The sequence below is a fragment of the Bacillus sp. Bvel1 genome (assembly GCF_014872755.1).
GTDB lineage: Bacteria > Bacillota > Bacilli > Bacillales > Bacillaceae > Bacillus > Bacillus velezensis.
Genome location: NZ_JAAOBZ010000006.1, coordinates 62,974 through 79,212, shown reverse-complemented (window position 1 = coordinate 79,212; position 16,239 = coordinate 62,974). Strand labels below are relative to the sequence as shown.

Sequence of the window (16,239 nt, the reverse complement as noted above, 5' to 3'; positions counted from 1 at the left end):
TCTTATGCGTGTATAACATAGAGGGGAGAAAAGGCAGTGACGATCGATGAAATTTACCAAATGTATATGAATGATGTTTACCGGTTCCTGCTCTCCATGACAAAAGACAAGCATCTCGCTGAAGATTTGCTGCAGGAAACCTTTATGAGGGCATACATACACATTCACTCCTACGACCACAGCAAAGTAAAGCCATGGCTTTTTCAAGTGGCGAGAAATGCGTTTATAGATTATGTCAGAAAACATAAAAAGGAAGTGACCATTTCCGATGACTTAATTGGGAGCCTTTTTCAGACGGCTGTTCAAAGCCCGGCTCATCAGATTGAAATCAAGGAAGTGCTGACAGGGTATATGTCCGAACTTCCCGACAATTATCGGGAGGCCTTAACACTGTATTATTTAAAAGAACTGAATTACAAAGAAGCATCCCATATTATGAATATTTCAGAGGCTAATTTTAAAAGTGTTTTATTTCGTGCCAGACAGCGGCTGAAAGCACTTTATAATAGAGGTGTTAATGATGAATGAAGAATTTAAAAAGCGTTTTTACCAATACAAAAATGGAGAAATGAGCGACCGGGAAATGGCCGCCTTTGAAGAAGAGCTGGAAAAGCTTGAAGTCTATCAGGAGTTGATTGAAAGCGAAATGCAGGACGACCGGGAATGGGACGTCGGCATCAGCCCGGAAAAACAGAAGGCCATTTTGTCATACGGAAAACGCAAATCGTATTTGCGGATTTCAGTTCTCGCCGTCATCTCCACCTTGATGATTTTGCCGCTTTGCACTTTGGGAAGCTACCTCTATTACGGTTTGGGAGGAAAAGAAAGCACCGGCAATCAATTAATGGAAACCGCAGCCGTGACGGTGGCGACCACCATGCCGAACGTACTCGTCGATACCTCCGGACTGAAAAGCCAGGTGAAGCTGTTTGGGATGAATACAGAGTTTCCGCTGCAAAAGCAGATCGGCACAAAAACGAAATCCGTCGGCGGAGAACGGATTGAAATGTTTTTAGATACGGTCAAATCGCCTGCCGTTAACTACTATGATCTAGACGCGGCACAGGCAAAGCATTATTTTGCCCATCCTTCCGGCTTAAAGGAACGCACGATTGACAAAGCCGGACAGACATTGAAAAAATTGCCTGAAGGAAGCGTGGCGGAGGTCTATCTTTCTTATGACCGGGCCTACCCTTCTTCTCAAGTATATTCAACTTTTAAAAAATACGATGTGAAGTTTTTATGGAACGCGGTCGAAACGGAGAAAAATCTGAAAGACAGTCCTTATGCCGAGCCGTTAGGATTTCCCGGGAAAGATTCCAAGATGGTGTCCTCTTTCGAAACGCAAGGACAGACAGACCGTGAACAATTTATCAATGCCCTTGAATTTATGTCCCGCCATAAAAAATGGGCGCATGCAATATCGAAACGCAAAGACATGAATCTTGGCAGCCGAATCGACTATGTTGAACATCACGGAATGAACGTATACGGCTCTGTCGTGACGGGGCCGACAAAAGAAATCGAACGTCTGCTGAAAAATAAAACAGTAAAAGCAGCAAACATCGGTGAGGTGGAATTATGGAATTGGTAAGAATTTTTAAAGAGCATAATGTTTTCGGCTGGATATCAGTCGGTACCGCGATTTTGTCGCTGCTGCTTTTGAACGTGGCAATCATCAGCAATGTGACTTTCTATTCTTATCAGATGCTGCCGTTTGCGATGGCCGCCGTGCCGTTCGGCATCATTGAGCTGTTTATTAAAAAAGGACGGACGGGCCCGGGACTGCTCGGTGTCATCCTCAACCTTTTCGTCATTGTTTGTGTATATACGATTGTTGCCGTTGATACGAATCTGCAATTCGGTTTTTAAACATAAAAACAGGCCCTTTTACGGGGGCCTGTTTTTTTAAAATGAAAGAACGCCGATTAAATGCAGCAATACGACGATGATAGCCAGCGGCACGAGATATTTCAGAAGGAAATACCACACCTGAAAGAAACGATAGCCGATGGCGGAACCGCTTTTCATCTCGGCGAACAGCTCCCGCTTCGGTATTTTCAGCGGGATGAAGATTGATATTAATAAAGCGCCGAGCGGAATCAGCACATTGCTCACTGTGAAATCCGCTAGATCAAAAAACGTTTTTCCGAACAAATGAACATCACCGAGCACACCGTATGATAAACACGACGGAATTCCGACTAAGAAAATGAGCAGACCGCTTGTCCACGACAGCTTCTTCCTTTTCGTTTCATCACCTTTCCCGACAGTCGCTACGATAATTTCCACCATCGAAAAGGCCGAAGTCAGCGCGGCAAAGAAAAAGACCGCCAGAAAGCTGATAAAAAACAGCGAGCCGAACGGCAGCCGGTCAAACACAGCCGGCAGTACGGTAAACAGCAGTGTAGGCCCTTCATCCGGTTTAAATCCGAACGAAAAAACCGCCGGAAAAATGGCCAGTCCCGCAAACAGCGTGACGAGCACATTCATCACAACAATGGAACCTGCCGATCCCGGAAGGTTTTGGGTTTTCGGCAGATACGAACTGTATGTCACCATGACCGAAACGCCGAGCGTTAATGTAAAGAACGCCTGTCCTAAAGCATATAGGATGGATTCCGGCGTCAAATCTTCAAAGTGCGGAACCAATAAAAATCTAATCCCCTCAACGGCATGATCGAGCGTGACTGATCGCAGCACAAGCAATAGAAACAGCACGAATAAAACCGGCATCAGCACCGCACTGACACGTTCAATCCCTTTCTGCACGCCTTTTGCGACGACCGCCACTGTCAAGATCATAAATACAAGCTGCGCGGCGAGAGTCTGGATCGGATTTTCAATGACCGTCCTGAACACCGTTCCGTACTGCTCCTGAGTGAGCCCGGATAAAGAACCCGTAACAGCTTTTAACACATAAAGCAAAATCCACCCGCCGACAACACTGTAAAAAGACAAAACTAAAAAACAGGCCGCCACACCCACATAACCCGTGAGGTGCCATACCGACTTCGGCGCGGCTTGTTTGTAGGCATCAATCGCATTTGTCTGGCTCCGTCTTCCGAAAATAAATTCACCGAGCAAAAGCGGATAGCCTAAAAGCACGGTAAAGAGGACGAATACAAGAAAAAAAGCGCCTCCTCCGTTCGTACCCGCTACGTAAGGGAACTTCCAAATGGCTCCCAGGCCGATCGCCGAACCGGCAGCGGCCATAATAAATCCTATTTTTGAGGCCCATTGAACCCTTTTTTGGTCAGACACGACTTTCCACTTCCCTTCCGCCCTATATTATCCCTTATTCACTGCGATAACTTAAGCCCATTTCAATATGTTTCATTATTCCGAAAAATAAAAAGGAGCGGCGGGTGCCGCTCCTTACAAATCCCCGTTTAATTTCGAATGCTTTCTCGAATATAAGAAATAAATCACCAGACCGATGATCAGCCAGATAAAGAAACGGAATATGGTGGTGGCGCCAAGGTTAATAATCAAAAATACGCAGAACAGAATGGACAATATCGGAATAAAGGGAACCCCCGGACATTTAAAAGCTCTCGGCAGATCAGGCTGTTTCTTTCTCAATACGATAACCGCCACTGAAATCAGGACAAACGCGGCAAGCGTGCCGATGTTCACCAGCTTCGCCAGCTCATCAAGCGGGACGAGCGAGCCGAGTAATGCCGACAGGATGCCGAACACCCATGTCACCACGTGCGGCGTTTTATGCTTCGGATGGACTTTTGAAAGCGCCCCCGGCACCAAACCGTCACGGGACATGGCAAACATCACCCTCGTCTGGCCGTACAGCATGACGAGCATCACCGTTGTCATTCCCAACACTGCGCCGATATCAATAATCCCGGCCACCCAATTCTGTCCGGCCATCTGCAGGACGAGAGACACGGGATGGTCAACGCCTTCAAAGCGGGCAAACGGAACGACGCCCGTCATAATCGCCGATACGGTCACATACAGCACGGTGCAGACGATTAATGAAAAGATAATTCCTTTCGGCAGATCCTTCGCCGGATTTTTCGTTTCTTCAGCGGCGGAAGAGACGGCGTCAAAACCGATAAAAGAGAAGAAAACGAGTGCCGCGGCACTGAAAACACCGCCGAACCCCATCGGTATAAACGGCTGCCAGTTGTGAGGTTTGACATATACGGCCGCAACGGCGATAAACAATAGAACAACCAGAACCTTCAAAATGACCATAATATTATTGACCCGCTTCGATTCCTTAATGCCTAAGTAGAGGAGGAATGTAATCGCAAGCACGATAACAAATGCGGGGAGATTAAAGAATGTGACCGTGCCTTTAATGGATCCCGGCGCGGCCGTTAATGCAGTCGGAAGATGAATGCCGAAGCCCGCCAAGAATGATTGAAAATAGCCGGACCAGCCGACCGAAACCGCGCTGACGGCGAGCATATATTCCAAGATTAAATCCCATCCGATGATAAATGCGAGAAGTTCACCCAGTGTCGCATAAGTAAACGTGTAGACGGAACCGGAAACCGGGACGCTTGAAGCAAATTCGGCATATGATAAAGCCGCAAATAAACACGCAAGAGCGGCGATGACAAATGAAACGGTCAGCCCCGGCCCCGCCGTGACAGCACCTGTTCCGGTTAATACAAAAATTCCCGTTCCGATGATGGCCCCTATCCCCAGAAGGGTCAAATCAAAGGCCCCTAACTCTCTTTTCAGCGACTTTTCCCCGCCCGTTGCGGCAAGCAGGTCCTGAATGCTTTTCTTTCTGAATATGCTCCCCTTCATCTGCTTCACTCCTTGTAAATCAATATATGTTAGAATATTCAGATAACAATAGCAATAATGACTAAATTCTTATTTTTCGCATGAAATGTTTCAGCACATCATTCCTTTCTCCTACATCATATTATAGCGAAAAATATAAAAATGAAAATAACTTTTTTGAAAATTCTATATATTACTTCAGTTTTCATAAAACAGAAATCAGCGGATTCTCCGCTGTGAAATATTAACATTAGTAATTCAGCTGGCGGCTTCTATTTTTTAAAAATCGTATTCATATGTAATCAAATAAAAATCCCGCCCTTTTTAAAAGTGCGGGATAAAACTTGCGTATTATGTTGAAATAAACCTGCCTCCATTTACGTGAATGGTCTGCCCAGTCATATAGGAAGATTCGTCTGAAGCCAGAAGCACATAAGCTCCTGCGTGTTCCGCAGGCTGTCCCGGTCTTCCCATCGGAGTGTCCAGACCGTGCTTTTCCACCTTTTCTTCAGTAAACGTTGCCGGAATCAGGGCGGTCCAGATCGGCCCGGGTGCCACCGCATTTACTCTGATCCCCTGATCGGCCAATGACATCGCCATTGAACGCGTAAAGGAAACGATGCCGCCTTTCGTGCACGAATAGTCGATCAATGATGTGTCTCCCTGATAAGCGGTAATCGACGTTGTATTAATGATGGCGCTCCCTCTTTTGAGATGAGGCAGCACGGCTTTTGTCATATGAAACATGGAAAACATGTTTGTACGGAATGTCTTCTCCAGCTGTTCAGCCGTAATATCAAGAATCCCGTTTTGCGGATGCTGCTCAGCCGCATTATTAACGAGAATATCTATTTTTCCGTAGTGATCTAAGACTTGCCGGACCGCCTTCTGACAATGCGCCTCATCACCGACGTCTCCCGGAATTAACAGGCAATCGGCCTGGTATTCTCTCGCACGCTTTTTCGTTCTCTCGGCATCGGCATGTTCGTCTAGGTACAGGATGGCAAGATCCGCCCCTTCCTTCGCGTAAGCGATCGCAGCCACTGCGCCGATGCCGCTGTCTCCGCCCGTAATAACGGCGACTTTTCCTTTTAATCTGCCCGACCCTTTTACATCCGGATCCTCCAAGAGCGGTTTTGGCTCCATGTCTGACTCAATGCCGGGCTGGCGGTTTTGCACCTGCGGCTTTTGTCCTTCCGTCTGTCTGTCCATCGGATTCATATTCTCACACTCCTGCAATTGGTATTACTGAGACGATACCACGCAGTGCGGGGAGTTAAACGGACAAATATGCCGGTAATTAAAGCTGCTGAGCCGTTTCGGGAAAAGCGCCGGTGTATTTCGCAGACGGTCTGTAAATCATGTTGTCAGCGGACTGTTCAAGCACATGTGCGCACCAGCCTGCCATTCTGCTTGCTGAAAAGGTCGGCGTAAATAAATCATTGTCGACATCAATGGCCTGCATCACAGCCGCTGCGTAAAACTCCACATTCGTATACAGCTTCCGTCCGGGCTTATATTGCTCTAACAAGCGGATGGCTTCCTTCTCCACATAAAGCGCCAAGTCAAGCGACGGATCATTTCCCGCCACTTCTTCAGCCTTTATGCGCAGCGCTTCCGCCCGCGGGTCTTTTGTTTTGTACACCCTGTGCCCGAAGCCCATCAGGCGTTCTCCCCTCATAAGCTTCGCTGTCAAATACGCTTCTGCATTTTCTTTTTCCCCGATGTCTTCAAGCATTTTCGTGACGCCTGAAGGCGCGCCTCCGTGCAGCGGCCCTTTCATCGTACCCAGTGCGGCAGTGACGGCAGACACTAAGTCCGATTCAGTCGAAACCGTGACTCTCGCTGAAAAAGTCGATGCATTCATCCCGTGTTCCATCGCCAGAATCATATACGTCTCAAGCGCTTTCTTTTGGGCTGCGGACGGCTGCCTGCCTGTCAGCATATACAAATAGTTTTCAACGTGTCCGTATCGCGCCTCGGGTGACAGCGCTTCCTGCCCTTGTTTACGGCGGTATCTGTACGCAATAATCGTCGGTGTGACGGCAATCAGTTTAATCGCTTCTTCCGGCTTGGGCGGATATGTAAATGAATCTGTGCCCAAACCTGAAACAGCCGTTCTCAGCACCGCCATGTCGTCCATTTCATCCGGAAGCGTTTCCAGTAAGCCGATCAAATGTTTCGGAAGCCCGCGCTCGGCTGCAAGTTCTTCCTGAAACGCAAGCAATTGCCGCTCATCAGGAAGCGCCCCGTTCAAAATGAGATACGCCGCTTCTTCAAAACTGAATTGCAATGCGATATCCTTCGCGTCATAGCCGCGATATATTAAATGCCCCTTTTCTCCGTCAATGTGGCTGATCGCCGTTTCTGCACAAGTAATCCCTTTCAATCCACGATAAATCAATTTCATTCCCCCTTATCCTCTTTCTGTTATTATAGTAAATATAATATTTAAAAAATAATGAATATTTTTAAGGGAATTAATTAAAACTTTTAATCAGAGGAGTGCATCTATGGATTTTAAATGGCTTCACACCTTCGTCACCGCGGCAAAATACGAGAATTTCAGAAAAACGGCGGAAACGCTTTTTTTATCTCAGCCGACCGTCACCGTTCATATAAAATTATTAGAGAAAGAAATCAGCTGCAAGCTGTTTCAGCGGAGCGGCCGGAAAATACAATTGACGGAAGAAGGAAAAGCATACGTGCCGTTTGCCATGAGACTTTTGGAAGACTATGAAAACAGCATGGCGGAGCTGCACAGGGTGCGCCAGGGCTACTCGCACACGCTGACACTCGCTGTTTCGCCGCTTATCGCCGACACCGTTCTCCCGTCTGTCATGAAGCGTTATACAGAGGACAATAAAGAAACCGAAATGACGGTTACCATTTTCGAATCGGAAGAAATCGCCTCTCAAATCAGAAACGGCTCAGCCGATATCGGACTGAGCTGCTTAAAGGTGCAATCATCTTCCCTCACTTGCCTCCCCCTGTACAATGACCCCGTTGTCCTCGTCGCGCCACCCGGCCGAAAACCCGGGACAGGGAAGGCGGATGAAGTGAAAGACCTGTTCGGACAATATCTGCTTTTGACCCATAACCATCCTGACTATTGGGATGATTTGCTCCGCCAGGTCAGAATACAGTTCCCTTTCGTCAGGACAATGAAGGTGACACAGACGCATATTACGAAACGATTTATTAAAGAGGGGCTGGGCGTCTCATTTCTGCCGCTGTCAGCGGTACGGTCCGAACTCGCCGCAGGCAGCATGATTGAAATTCCGTGCGAATTCGCCCAGATGCCGAGCGCGGGCGCGTACGCCATCGCCCTCTATGAAAATGAAAAAAAGAAAACCTTTTTAGATTTTTTATCCCATTTTCATTTTTAGGTGAAACAAATGGAGCTCTGCCCCGTCTAAATAAAAAACCCGTTCGGATGAACGGGTTTCTCTCACTGCTAGAATCTTTTCGCGCCCAGGTAGCGCGGTTTCCAGTAGCTGTTATTCAGATCACTTGTTGTGACGCCGTCAGAACCGGCATGGATGAACTTGTTGTTTCCGATGTATACACCCATGTGTGAAGGACCGGCTTGATATGTTGTAAAGAAGACGAAGTCTCCTCTTGACGGGCTGGACACGCTCTTCATTGAGCTCCAGTATCCCGCAGTGCTTGTTCTGCCGACACTCGTCTGTTTGTTTAACAGGTACCAGATAAATCCGCTGCAGTCAAAGCCGGAAGTCGTAGTTCCGCCCCATACATACGGCGTGCCGATTAAAGATTGCGCATCAGAAATCAGCTTGTTTACATTCAGGCTCGTCTGTGCAATATTATGGCTGGATGAAGGCTTCTTTGATGACGAAGATCCTGAAGACGCTGAACCGGAAGTTGATCCTTTTACTTTAAGCACTTGCCCGATGCGGATCAGGTCCGTTTTTAAACCGTTTAAACTTTTTAATTGGTTTACCGTCATTTTATATTTATTCGCAATTTTCCAAAGGCTGTCGCCTTTTACGACTTTATATGTAGACGATGATGACTTGCTGCCCGAATTTGAACCTGAAGATGATTTACCGTTGATCGAAAGCGTCTGACCGATGTAAATGATATCCGATTTTAATTTGTTCTCAGATTTAATGGAATTAATTGACGTTCCATACCGATTTGAAAGTCCCCATAATGTATCGCCTTTTTTTACCTTAATCGTTTGCGCAGACGCCGCGCCCGCAAACAAAGTCGTCCCCAAAACCACTGCCGTTGTTGCTGTAACAAGTTGCTTTTTCATATTTTCCTCCCTGAATGATTCTATCTATTTTATGTGTCTCTTTTTTAAAGTTTTTATCTGTTTCCTATTATAAGGTTCAATTTCCACTAGAAATAGACTTGACTTCCCGTGACAAATTTCTTACTAATTCGTTTTTGAAAAAAGTTTTTAAGGGTATTAAATATTTCAATTTGATTTCAAACGTGACGAAAAACGAGTCAATTTGTCATGTTTTTTTCCTGTGATCCTCGTATTTTGGAAAAACAAAGCAGTTTGCTTTCCAAATAACTCCTTGTTAAAAAAATCCTCGTCTTTTTCAAAAAAGTGAATGGTTTTCACTCTTTCTTGAAAACATAAGTTACACCGGAATTTACATTTCTAACAATGTTTCACCTGAAATTTACAGGAGGAACAGGCGCTCTTTACAAACACCCCCTACCATTAGACATGCAGACACGATTAAAGGAGGACGAGTGAGAATGAGTCTATTTAAACAGGTTCGATCAAAACTTCTGCCGGCGGCAGCCGTATCCGTGCTGACAGCCGGTCTGATTGCGGGCGCGGGGTTTCAGCACTCTGAACAGGCTGCGGCAAAAAAACAGCCTGACAAAAACGAGATCAGAAACGTCATCTTCATGGTCGGCGACGGAATGGGCGCACCCTATATGAACGCCTACCGTTCGGTCATTAACAAAGGAAAGCCTTCGGATGGTATGAAACTGACGGCATTCGACCCCAATCTCGCCGGTATGATGATGACTTATCCTGACGATCCTGATTCCAATATTACCGATTCCGCGGCGGCTGGCACGGCAATGGCTACGGGCGTGAAAACGTATAACGCGGCGATCGGAGTCGATAAAAAAGGAAAGCGGGTCAAATCTGTCCTCGAAGAAGCGAAACAAAGAGGGAAATCCACCGGACTTGTCGCAACTTCGGAGATTGCCCACGCCACCCCTGCGGCATTCGGAGCCCATAACAAATCCCGAAAGAATATGGATGAGATCGCAAGCAGCTACTTTGATGACCGCATCAACGGAAAACAAAAAGTCGATGTGCTCCTCGGAGGCGGCAAATCAAACTTTATCCGTAAAGACCGCAATGTAACAAAGGATTTCAAAAAAGCGGGATACAGCTATGTGACATCAAAACAGGAGCTGAAAAAGGACCGTAACAAGAAGGTTCTCGGCCTGTTTGCCGATGGCGGACTCGACAAAGCAATCGACCGGTCAAACGCTGTCCCTTCATTAGAAGACATGACAACAGCGGCGATCGACAGGCTGAACAAAAATAAAAAAGGGTTCTTCTTAATGGTCGAAGGAAGCCAAATAGACTGGGCGGGACATGACAACGATATAGTCGGCGCAATGAGTGAAATGAAGGATTTTGAAAAAGCGTATAAAGCAGCGATCGCATTTGCCAAAAAGGACAAACATACGCTTGTCGTTGCCACGGCTGATCATACCACCGGCGGATTGACGATCGGCGCGAATGACGATAAAAACTGGCATGTTGAACCGATTCTTGCCGCCAAAAAAACCCCGGCATTTATGGCTGACCAAATCAAAGCGGGCAAATCCGTATCTTCCGTGCTTGCGCGTTATACAGACCTGAAATGGTCAAAAGCGGAAATTAAACAGATCGAAACGGCCGCAAAACAGGATGCTGACAAGAGCGTCTACAAAGCGATCATTAAGCTTTTTAATGCGAAAACAAACAGCGGCTGGACAACCGGCGATCATACGGGCGAAGAAGTTCCCGTTTACGCATACGGTCCGGGAAGAGAGTCATTTACGGGGCTTTTAAACAACACGGACCAGGCCAAAAAGATCTTTCACATCCTGAAACACGGAAAATAAAAAAGGATGCGGGGATTTCCCCGCATCCTTTCTTCTTTTACAGATATCTCCGGTGCACTCCTTTGCCGTCATACGAAAACATCACTTCTCTGTCTTCAAGAACAGATTCGATGTGCACGCTCCTGCCCCACAGCTGGTGCAGATACGGCAGCACTTTCTCCAAATATTTCAGATCAAGCTCAATTCCCTCATACCAGTGTTTAATATAAAGCTCATTATTCTTCAGGTAATCCCCGTCATTGACGGTCAGATAAGGAAATCCCCCGTTGACCCGCATGTTCACGAGCTGGTCGCGCACGGCCTTCCATTCTTTGTCGATCACTTTATAGTCCCTGCCCTGCTTTTGGAATAAATACAAATCCTCACGCATCACGAGATCTTTCGTCAAATAATTGCGGATAAATGATATATCCGATTCAATTTCCCTGACCTCAAACATTTTCTCGCGTCCGGAACCGGGCTTTACTCCTGTTTTTTTCATTTCATCTGTCGGGTTGTCATAACGCTCTTCGATGTCTTCAAAAATTTTCAGCCCTAAATAATACGGGTTGATTCCCGTTTTTGACGGCTGAACGACGCCTGCGTTCAGCTTCGCAAATTCGATGGCTTCATCTGAAGTCAGGTCAAGCTCGCGGATAATCCGCTGATGCCAATAGGATGCCCAGCCTTCGTTCATGATTTTCGTTTCCAGCTGAGGCCAGAAATACAGCATTTCTTCTCTCATCATGGTTAAAATGTCACGCTGCCACGGTTCAAGCTCCCGCGAATGTTCCTCGATAAACAGCAGAATATCTTTTTCCGGACGGGGCGGAAACGGTTTTTTCCCTCTTTTCTTTTTCACCTGTTTCGGCTTATCCATTCCCCATAAATCATCGTAAGGCGATGGCGCGGTTTCTTCTTCGTCCTCCTCTTCGTCATCGACGCTCCACAGCAGCTTCGGCCTGACGAGCGACGGATCGATATGCTCCTGAATCGCCAGAATGGCATCTAAAAAGGACTCCACCTCTTTTATCCCGTGAATTCTTTCATAATGCTTAATCCGCTCCGCCGCAGCCGCCATACTCTCAACCATGTCCCGATTCGTATTTTGAAAGCGGCAGTTATTTTTGAAAAAATCACAATGGGCAAGAACATGGGCTACAATTAATTTATTTTGGATCAGCGAATTGCTGTCCAGCAAAAAAGCGTAGCAAGGGTTGGAATTAATGACAAGTTCATAAATTTTGCTCAAACCGAGATCATAGTGGAGTTTCATCTTATGAAATTGTTTGCCGAAACTCCAGTGGCTGAATCTCGTCGGCATGCCGTACGCGCCGAATGTATAAATAATTTCAGCCGGGCAAATTTCATATCTCATCGGGTAGAAATCAAGGCCGAAACCCTTCGCAATGTCGGTTATTTCCTCAATTGCCCGCTGTAAACCTTTTGTCTCCTCCGCGTTCAAGCGAATCCCCCCTACTTGGACTTATTTATAATGTATGACCCCTCCTCTCAAAAGATGAAATAACAGACCGGTTTCCGACTGAAAACTTTCGGCACATCCGCCCTGTTTGCTTTATATGTAAGTGGGTAAAACACACACCATACCCCAAAAAGAAAAGGAGCGATTCTACTTGAATACAGCAGACATGCTTACGACGTATCTCAGCAAACTCCCGAATCTGATCATTGCACTGCTCGTCCTGCTTATCGGCTGGGGCATTGCCAAAATCATTGAAAAAGCCGTATACAAAGGCCTGCAAAAAACCAAAATCGACGACAGGCTGTTCGCCGAAAAAAAGCCGGCGCGCTATTCCTCAGAAAAAGTCATCAGTAAAGTCATTTATTTTATCGCATTAATCATCGTTTTTATTCTATTCTTTAACATTCTGCATCTGACAACCGTGGCTTCGCCTTTTGTCAGCATGCTGTCGGCGATAACGGCGGCTGTGCCGAGCGTTTTAAAAGCCGGCTTGATTCTGCTCGTGGGCTGGGCGGCCGCTTCGCTTTTCAGCTATCTCGTCAAAAAAGCGGGCATGAAACTCGCTGAAAACGGCCGGCTCAGAAAATGGACAATGATGTCTGAAGAAGCGGAGATGAGCAGATCCGTTACGGCTGCTTCACGAATCGTTTTTTACTTCGTCTTGCTCTTGTTCCTGCCCGGCGTCTTGTCCGCTCTCCAGATCAGCGGAGTGTCAGGGCCGTTTACAAATATGATCCAAAGCGTTTTGTCCTTTATACCGAAATTATTCGCCGCGGCGCTGATTGTTTTAATCGGCTGGCTTGTTGCCCGTCTCGTCCGTGATATCGTCACAAACTTTCTGGCGAGTATCGGAACGGAAAGGCTCGCCGCACGTATGGGGCTTTCCATTTATCTGAAGGATACGAGCCTGTCGGCAATCATCGGAACGATTGTCTACGTGCTGATTTTCATTCCGGTGATCATCTCTGCGCTTGACCGGCTTAATGTGGCGGGTATTTCTGAACCGGCGTCAGCCATGCTGCACACGGTCTTCACAATGCTCCCTAATATCATCATCGGTATTGTGCTGATCATCGCCGGCATCTGGGTCGGAAAATGGGTCAGCAGCATTGTATCCGGGCTCCTGCACCGGGCCGGTTTCGACTCTCTTCTCGGTAAAATGGGCTTTGAACAGGCGGGCACCCCGAAGCTGACGCTTTCTCAGACGGTCGGCATGATTGTTCAGATCATCATCGTCCTGCTCTTTACGGCAGAGGCGCTGCAGCTTGTTCATCTCGAATTTCTCGTCGTTATCGCAACCGGTATTATCGCTTACCTGCCTAATGTTCTGGCCGCTGTATTTATTCTCGGAATCGGACTTTTGGCCGGACAGCTTGTCAGCAGGCTGCTTGCCGGCATGCTGAGCGGAAAGGAATTCAGATTCCTGGCGCCGCTTGCGAAATATACCATTATCACTCTCTCAATCTTTATGGCGCTGGATCAGCTCGGTGTCGCCGACACGATCGTAAATGCCGCGTTTATTCTGATTCTGGGCGGTTTCGCGCTTGCCTTCGGACTTTCATTCGGTCTTGGCGGAAAAGAATTTGCCTCCCGTTATCTCGCAAAATTGGATCGCAAAATTGAAAAACATCAATCGGCTGACGATCGTAAGCCGCCGATGTCTTAACGAAAAAAACGTGTGCTCAGAAGGAGCGCACGTTTTTTTTGAGTTAAGGGGGCAAATTCCTTTTTTTTCATTTTAGATTCATATATGATAGACTGTAACAGAAGCAAAATCTCTTTTTTCGAGGTCATTCTATGAAATTAACGAACTATACCGATTACTCTTTACGCGTTTTGATTTTTTTGGCTTCCAGACATTCCGACGAACTTTCCAACATAAAAGAAATCGCAGATACTTATTCCATCTCTAAAAACCACCTCATGAAAGTCATTTACCGTCTCGGCCAGCTCGGGTATGTCGAAACGATCCGGGGCCGGGGAGGCGGAATTCGATTAGGAATGACACCGGAAGACATAAACATTGGAGAAGTCGTTCGACATACAGAAGACGACTTTAACATCGTAGAATGCTTTGACTCCAAAAAAAATCTCTGTATCATATCTCCCGCCTGCAACTTAAAGAACCTTCTGAATGAAGCCCTGCAAGCTTACCTGGCCGTTTTAGACAAATATACGTTAAGGGATCTGGTCAAAAACAAAGAGGAGATTATGAGACTGCTCAGAAGCTGAAGGAATGTCCGCATTCCTTCTTTTTTTATGCCGGCATAAGAAAAAAGGACTATTTCTATTAATATGATAAACGATTGCAGACAAGTGCCGATATAAAGATTATCATTACTGATATCCTCACCTTGCGGCTGCAACGAATGGGGATAGAAAAATTATCGCAGGAAAAGGGAGATTCACTATGAAAAAAAAGGTAGCGGTCGGTTTGACTGCATCTGCGATCGTCGGGTCTGCGTTAGCTGTAACACCGGCAGAAGCACAAACGATTAAGGTCAAAAGCGGAGATTCATTATGGAAGCTTGCCCAAAACTACAATACAAGCGTGGATGCCATTACATCAGCGAATCATCTAAAATCCACCGTTCTTTCTATCGGGCAGACGCTCAACATTCCTAACGGCAAATCAGATTCCGGCAGCAAAAAGCCATCTTCAAAGAACAGCGGTACGACTAAAAGCGTCTATACAGTGAAAAGCGGAGACTCGCTGTGGCTGATCGCATCTGATTTTAAAATGTCCGTACAGGAACTGAAAAAATTGAACGGTCTGACAAGCGACTTAATCCGCGCCGGACAGAAGCTGCAAGTGACGGGGAAAGTTTCCTCAAGCACCGATCAGAAAAAAACCGCTCCTGGCAGTAGCTCAAACAGCAGCAAAAAGCAGTCATCATCTTCCGGGACCTATAAAGTAAAACTCGGCGATTCACTATGGAAAATCGCAAACAGCGTCAATATGACCATTGCGGAACTCAAAGTATTAAACAACTTAAAAACGGATACGATCTACGTAAACCAAGTCCTGAAAACAAAAGGAACGTCTTCTTCGGGAAACACGCCGTCAAAAGACAATTCAAACCAAAATCAAAACCAGACGCAAACGTCCTCCTATACAGTAAAAAGCGGAGACTCACTCTGGAAAATCGCAAACGCATACAATATGACGGTTCAGCAAATCAGAAGCATCAACAAACTGACGTCAGACATGCTGCGGGTCGGACAAGTGCTGAAGCTGACCAAAACGTCTTCTTCCGGCTCTTCGTCTTCACCGTCAGCTCCGAACCAGTCCGGAAATACAGGGAAAACCACTACATATACCGTGAAAAGCGGGGATTCTTTATGGGTGATCGCCCAAAAGTTCAATGTGACAGCCCAGCAGATCCGCGAGAAAAACAATCTGAAAACAGATGTTCTTCAAATCGGACAGAAACTGACGATTACCGGGCAGCAGACAAACACGACACCGAATCAGTCCGGCAGCACAGGCGGCACAGGTTCAACAAGCGCGAAGATTAATGTAATGATCGATGCCGCAAAAGCTCAGCTGGGCGTACCGTATGTATGGGGCGGAACGACGCCGAGAGGCTTTGACTGCAGCGGTTTCATTTATTACGTTCTCAATAAGGTCACTTCTGTATCCAGACTTTCAGCCGCAGGCTACTGGAATACAATGACATCAGTCAGCCAGCCGGCGGTCGGTGACTTTGTCTTTTTCTCAACTTATAAAGCCGGACCTTCCCACGTCGGTATTTATCTCGGGAACGGCCAGTTTATTAATGCCAACGATTCGGGTGTCGTTATTTCCAGCATGAACAATTCCTATTGGAAACAGCGCTACCTCGGCGCAAAACGTTTCTTCTGATATCTGATAAGCTGTACGGCCTCATAAGGCT

14 protein-coding genes are annotated in these 16,239 nt (G+C 46.6%); 8 read left to right on the top strand and 6 right to left on the bottom strand.

Translation table 11 applies throughout. The annotated features are described in order from the left end of the window. Window positions 1-36 precede the first annotated feature (36 nt). Genes sigM through HAP68_RS04445 form a run of 3 tightly spaced genes read left to right on the top strand, consistent with a single transcriptional unit; the run spans window position 37 to window position 1,872 of the window. Window positions 37-528 (top strand): RNA polymerase sigma factor SigM, encoded by a 492-nt coding sequence (sigM, locus tag HAP68_RS04455; protein WP_003155312.1) that lies wholly within the window; start codon window positions 37-39, stop codon window positions 526-528. After that, the gene (locus tag HAP68_RS04450) at window positions 518-1,594 is read left to right on the top strand and encodes an anti-sigma factor (protein ID WP_088005355.1); all 1,077 of its coding nucleotides are present in this window, start codon (window positions 518-520) and stop codon (window positions 1,592-1,594) included. The genes sigM and HAP68_RS04450 overlap by 11 nt, the downstream gene beginning before the upstream one ends. Beyond that, entirely contained in the window at window positions 1,582-1,872 is a 291-nt protein-coding gene (locus tag HAP68_RS04445; protein ID WP_003155315.1) for an anti-sigma-M factor, read from the top strand. The genes HAP68_RS04450 and HAP68_RS04445 overlap by 13 nt, the downstream gene beginning before the upstream one ends. Before the next feature lie 36 nt (window positions 1,873-1,908). Here HAP68_RS04445 and HAP68_RS04440 read toward each other — a convergent pair whose 3' ends face one another. From HAP68_RS04440 to HAP68_RS04425, 4 genes are all read right to left on the bottom strand, one after another. Next, a complete protein-coding gene (locus HAP68_RS04440) occupies window positions 1,909-3,264 on the bottom strand; it encodes a sodium-dependent transporter (protein WP_024085070.1) in 1,356 nt (451 codons plus the stop codon). A gap of 114 nt (window positions 3,265-3,378) precedes the next feature. After that, complete coding sequence (gene bcaP, locus HAP68_RS04435; protein ID WP_014304702.1) at window positions 3,379-4,782, bottom strand: branched-chain amino acid transporter BcaP; 1,404 nt, start codon at window positions 4,780-4,782, stop codon at window positions 3,379-3,381. Window positions 4,783-5,112: 330 nt separating this feature from the next. After that, window positions 5,113-5,982 carry an SDR family oxidoreductase gene (locus HAP68_RS04430; RefSeq protein ID WP_024085069.1) on the bottom strand — a complete coding sequence of 290 codons (870 nt, stop codon included), beginning with the start codon at window positions 5,980-5,982 and terminating at the stop codon, window positions 5,113-5,115. Between the two features lie 79 nt (window positions 5,983-6,061). After that, window positions 6,062-7,165, bottom strand: a complete 1,104-nt coding sequence (locus tag HAP68_RS04425; protein WP_024085068.1) for a citrate synthase/methylcitrate synthase — start codon at window positions 7,163-7,165, stop codon at window positions 6,062-6,064. A gap of 109 nt (window positions 7,166-7,274) precedes the next feature. Between HAP68_RS04425 and HAP68_RS04420 the strand changes: the two genes are divergently transcribed. Then, window positions 7,275-8,150, top strand: coding sequence for a LysR family transcriptional regulator (locus tag HAP68_RS04420; RefSeq protein ID WP_003155320.1), 876 nt, complete (start codon window positions 7,275-7,277; stop codon window positions 8,148-8,150). A gap of 68 nt (window positions 8,151-8,218) precedes the next feature. Here the strand turns inward: HAP68_RS04420 and HAP68_RS04415 are convergent, their stop codons facing one another. Further along, the gene (locus tag HAP68_RS04415; RefSeq protein ID WP_024085067.1) at window positions 8,219-9,043 is read right to left on the bottom strand and encodes a C40 family peptidase; all 825 of its coding nucleotides are present in this window, start codon (window positions 9,041-9,043) and stop codon (window positions 8,219-8,221) included. Between the two features lie 458 nt (window positions 9,044-9,501). Between HAP68_RS04415 and HAP68_RS04410 the strand changes: the two genes are divergently transcribed. Then, entirely contained in the window at window positions 9,502-10,881 is a 1,380-nt protein-coding gene (locus HAP68_RS04410; protein WP_024085066.1) for an alkaline phosphatase, read from the top strand. A 37-nt stretch (window positions 10,882-10,918) separates the two neighbouring features. Here the strand turns inward: HAP68_RS04410 and HAP68_RS04405 are convergent, their stop codons facing one another. Further along, window positions 10,919-12,325 carry a SpoVR family protein gene (locus HAP68_RS04405; protein ID WP_003155324.1) on the bottom strand — a complete coding sequence of 469 codons (1,407 nt, stop codon included), beginning with the start codon at window positions 12,323-12,325 and terminating at the stop codon, window positions 10,919-10,921. 169 nt (window positions 12,326-12,494) lie between these two features. Here HAP68_RS04405 and HAP68_RS04400 point away from each other — a divergent pair, with 169 nt between their 5' ends. The 3 genes from HAP68_RS04400 (at window position 12,495) to lytF (ending at window position 16,208) form a co-directional block, all read left to right on the top strand. After that, the gene (locus HAP68_RS04400; protein ID WP_024085065.1) at window positions 12,495-14,009 is read left to right on the top strand and encodes a mechanosensitive ion channel; all 1,515 of its coding nucleotides are present in this window, start codon (window positions 12,495-12,497) and stop codon (window positions 14,007-14,009) included. Between the two features lie 131 nt (window positions 14,010-14,140). After that, window positions 14,141-14,575, top strand: a complete 435-nt coding sequence (gene nsrR, locus HAP68_RS04395; RefSeq protein WP_003155328.1) for a nitric oxide-sensing transcriptional repressor NsrR — start codon at window positions 14,141-14,143, stop codon at window positions 14,573-14,575. A 178-nt stretch (window positions 14,576-14,753) separates the two neighbouring features. Beyond that, a complete protein-coding gene (gene lytF, locus HAP68_RS04390) occupies window positions 14,754-16,208 on the top strand; it encodes a peptidoglycan endopeptidase LytF (protein ID WP_003155330.1) in 1,455 nt (484 codons plus the stop codon). The last annotated feature ends 31 nt before the right edge of the window (window positions 16,209-16,239 follow it).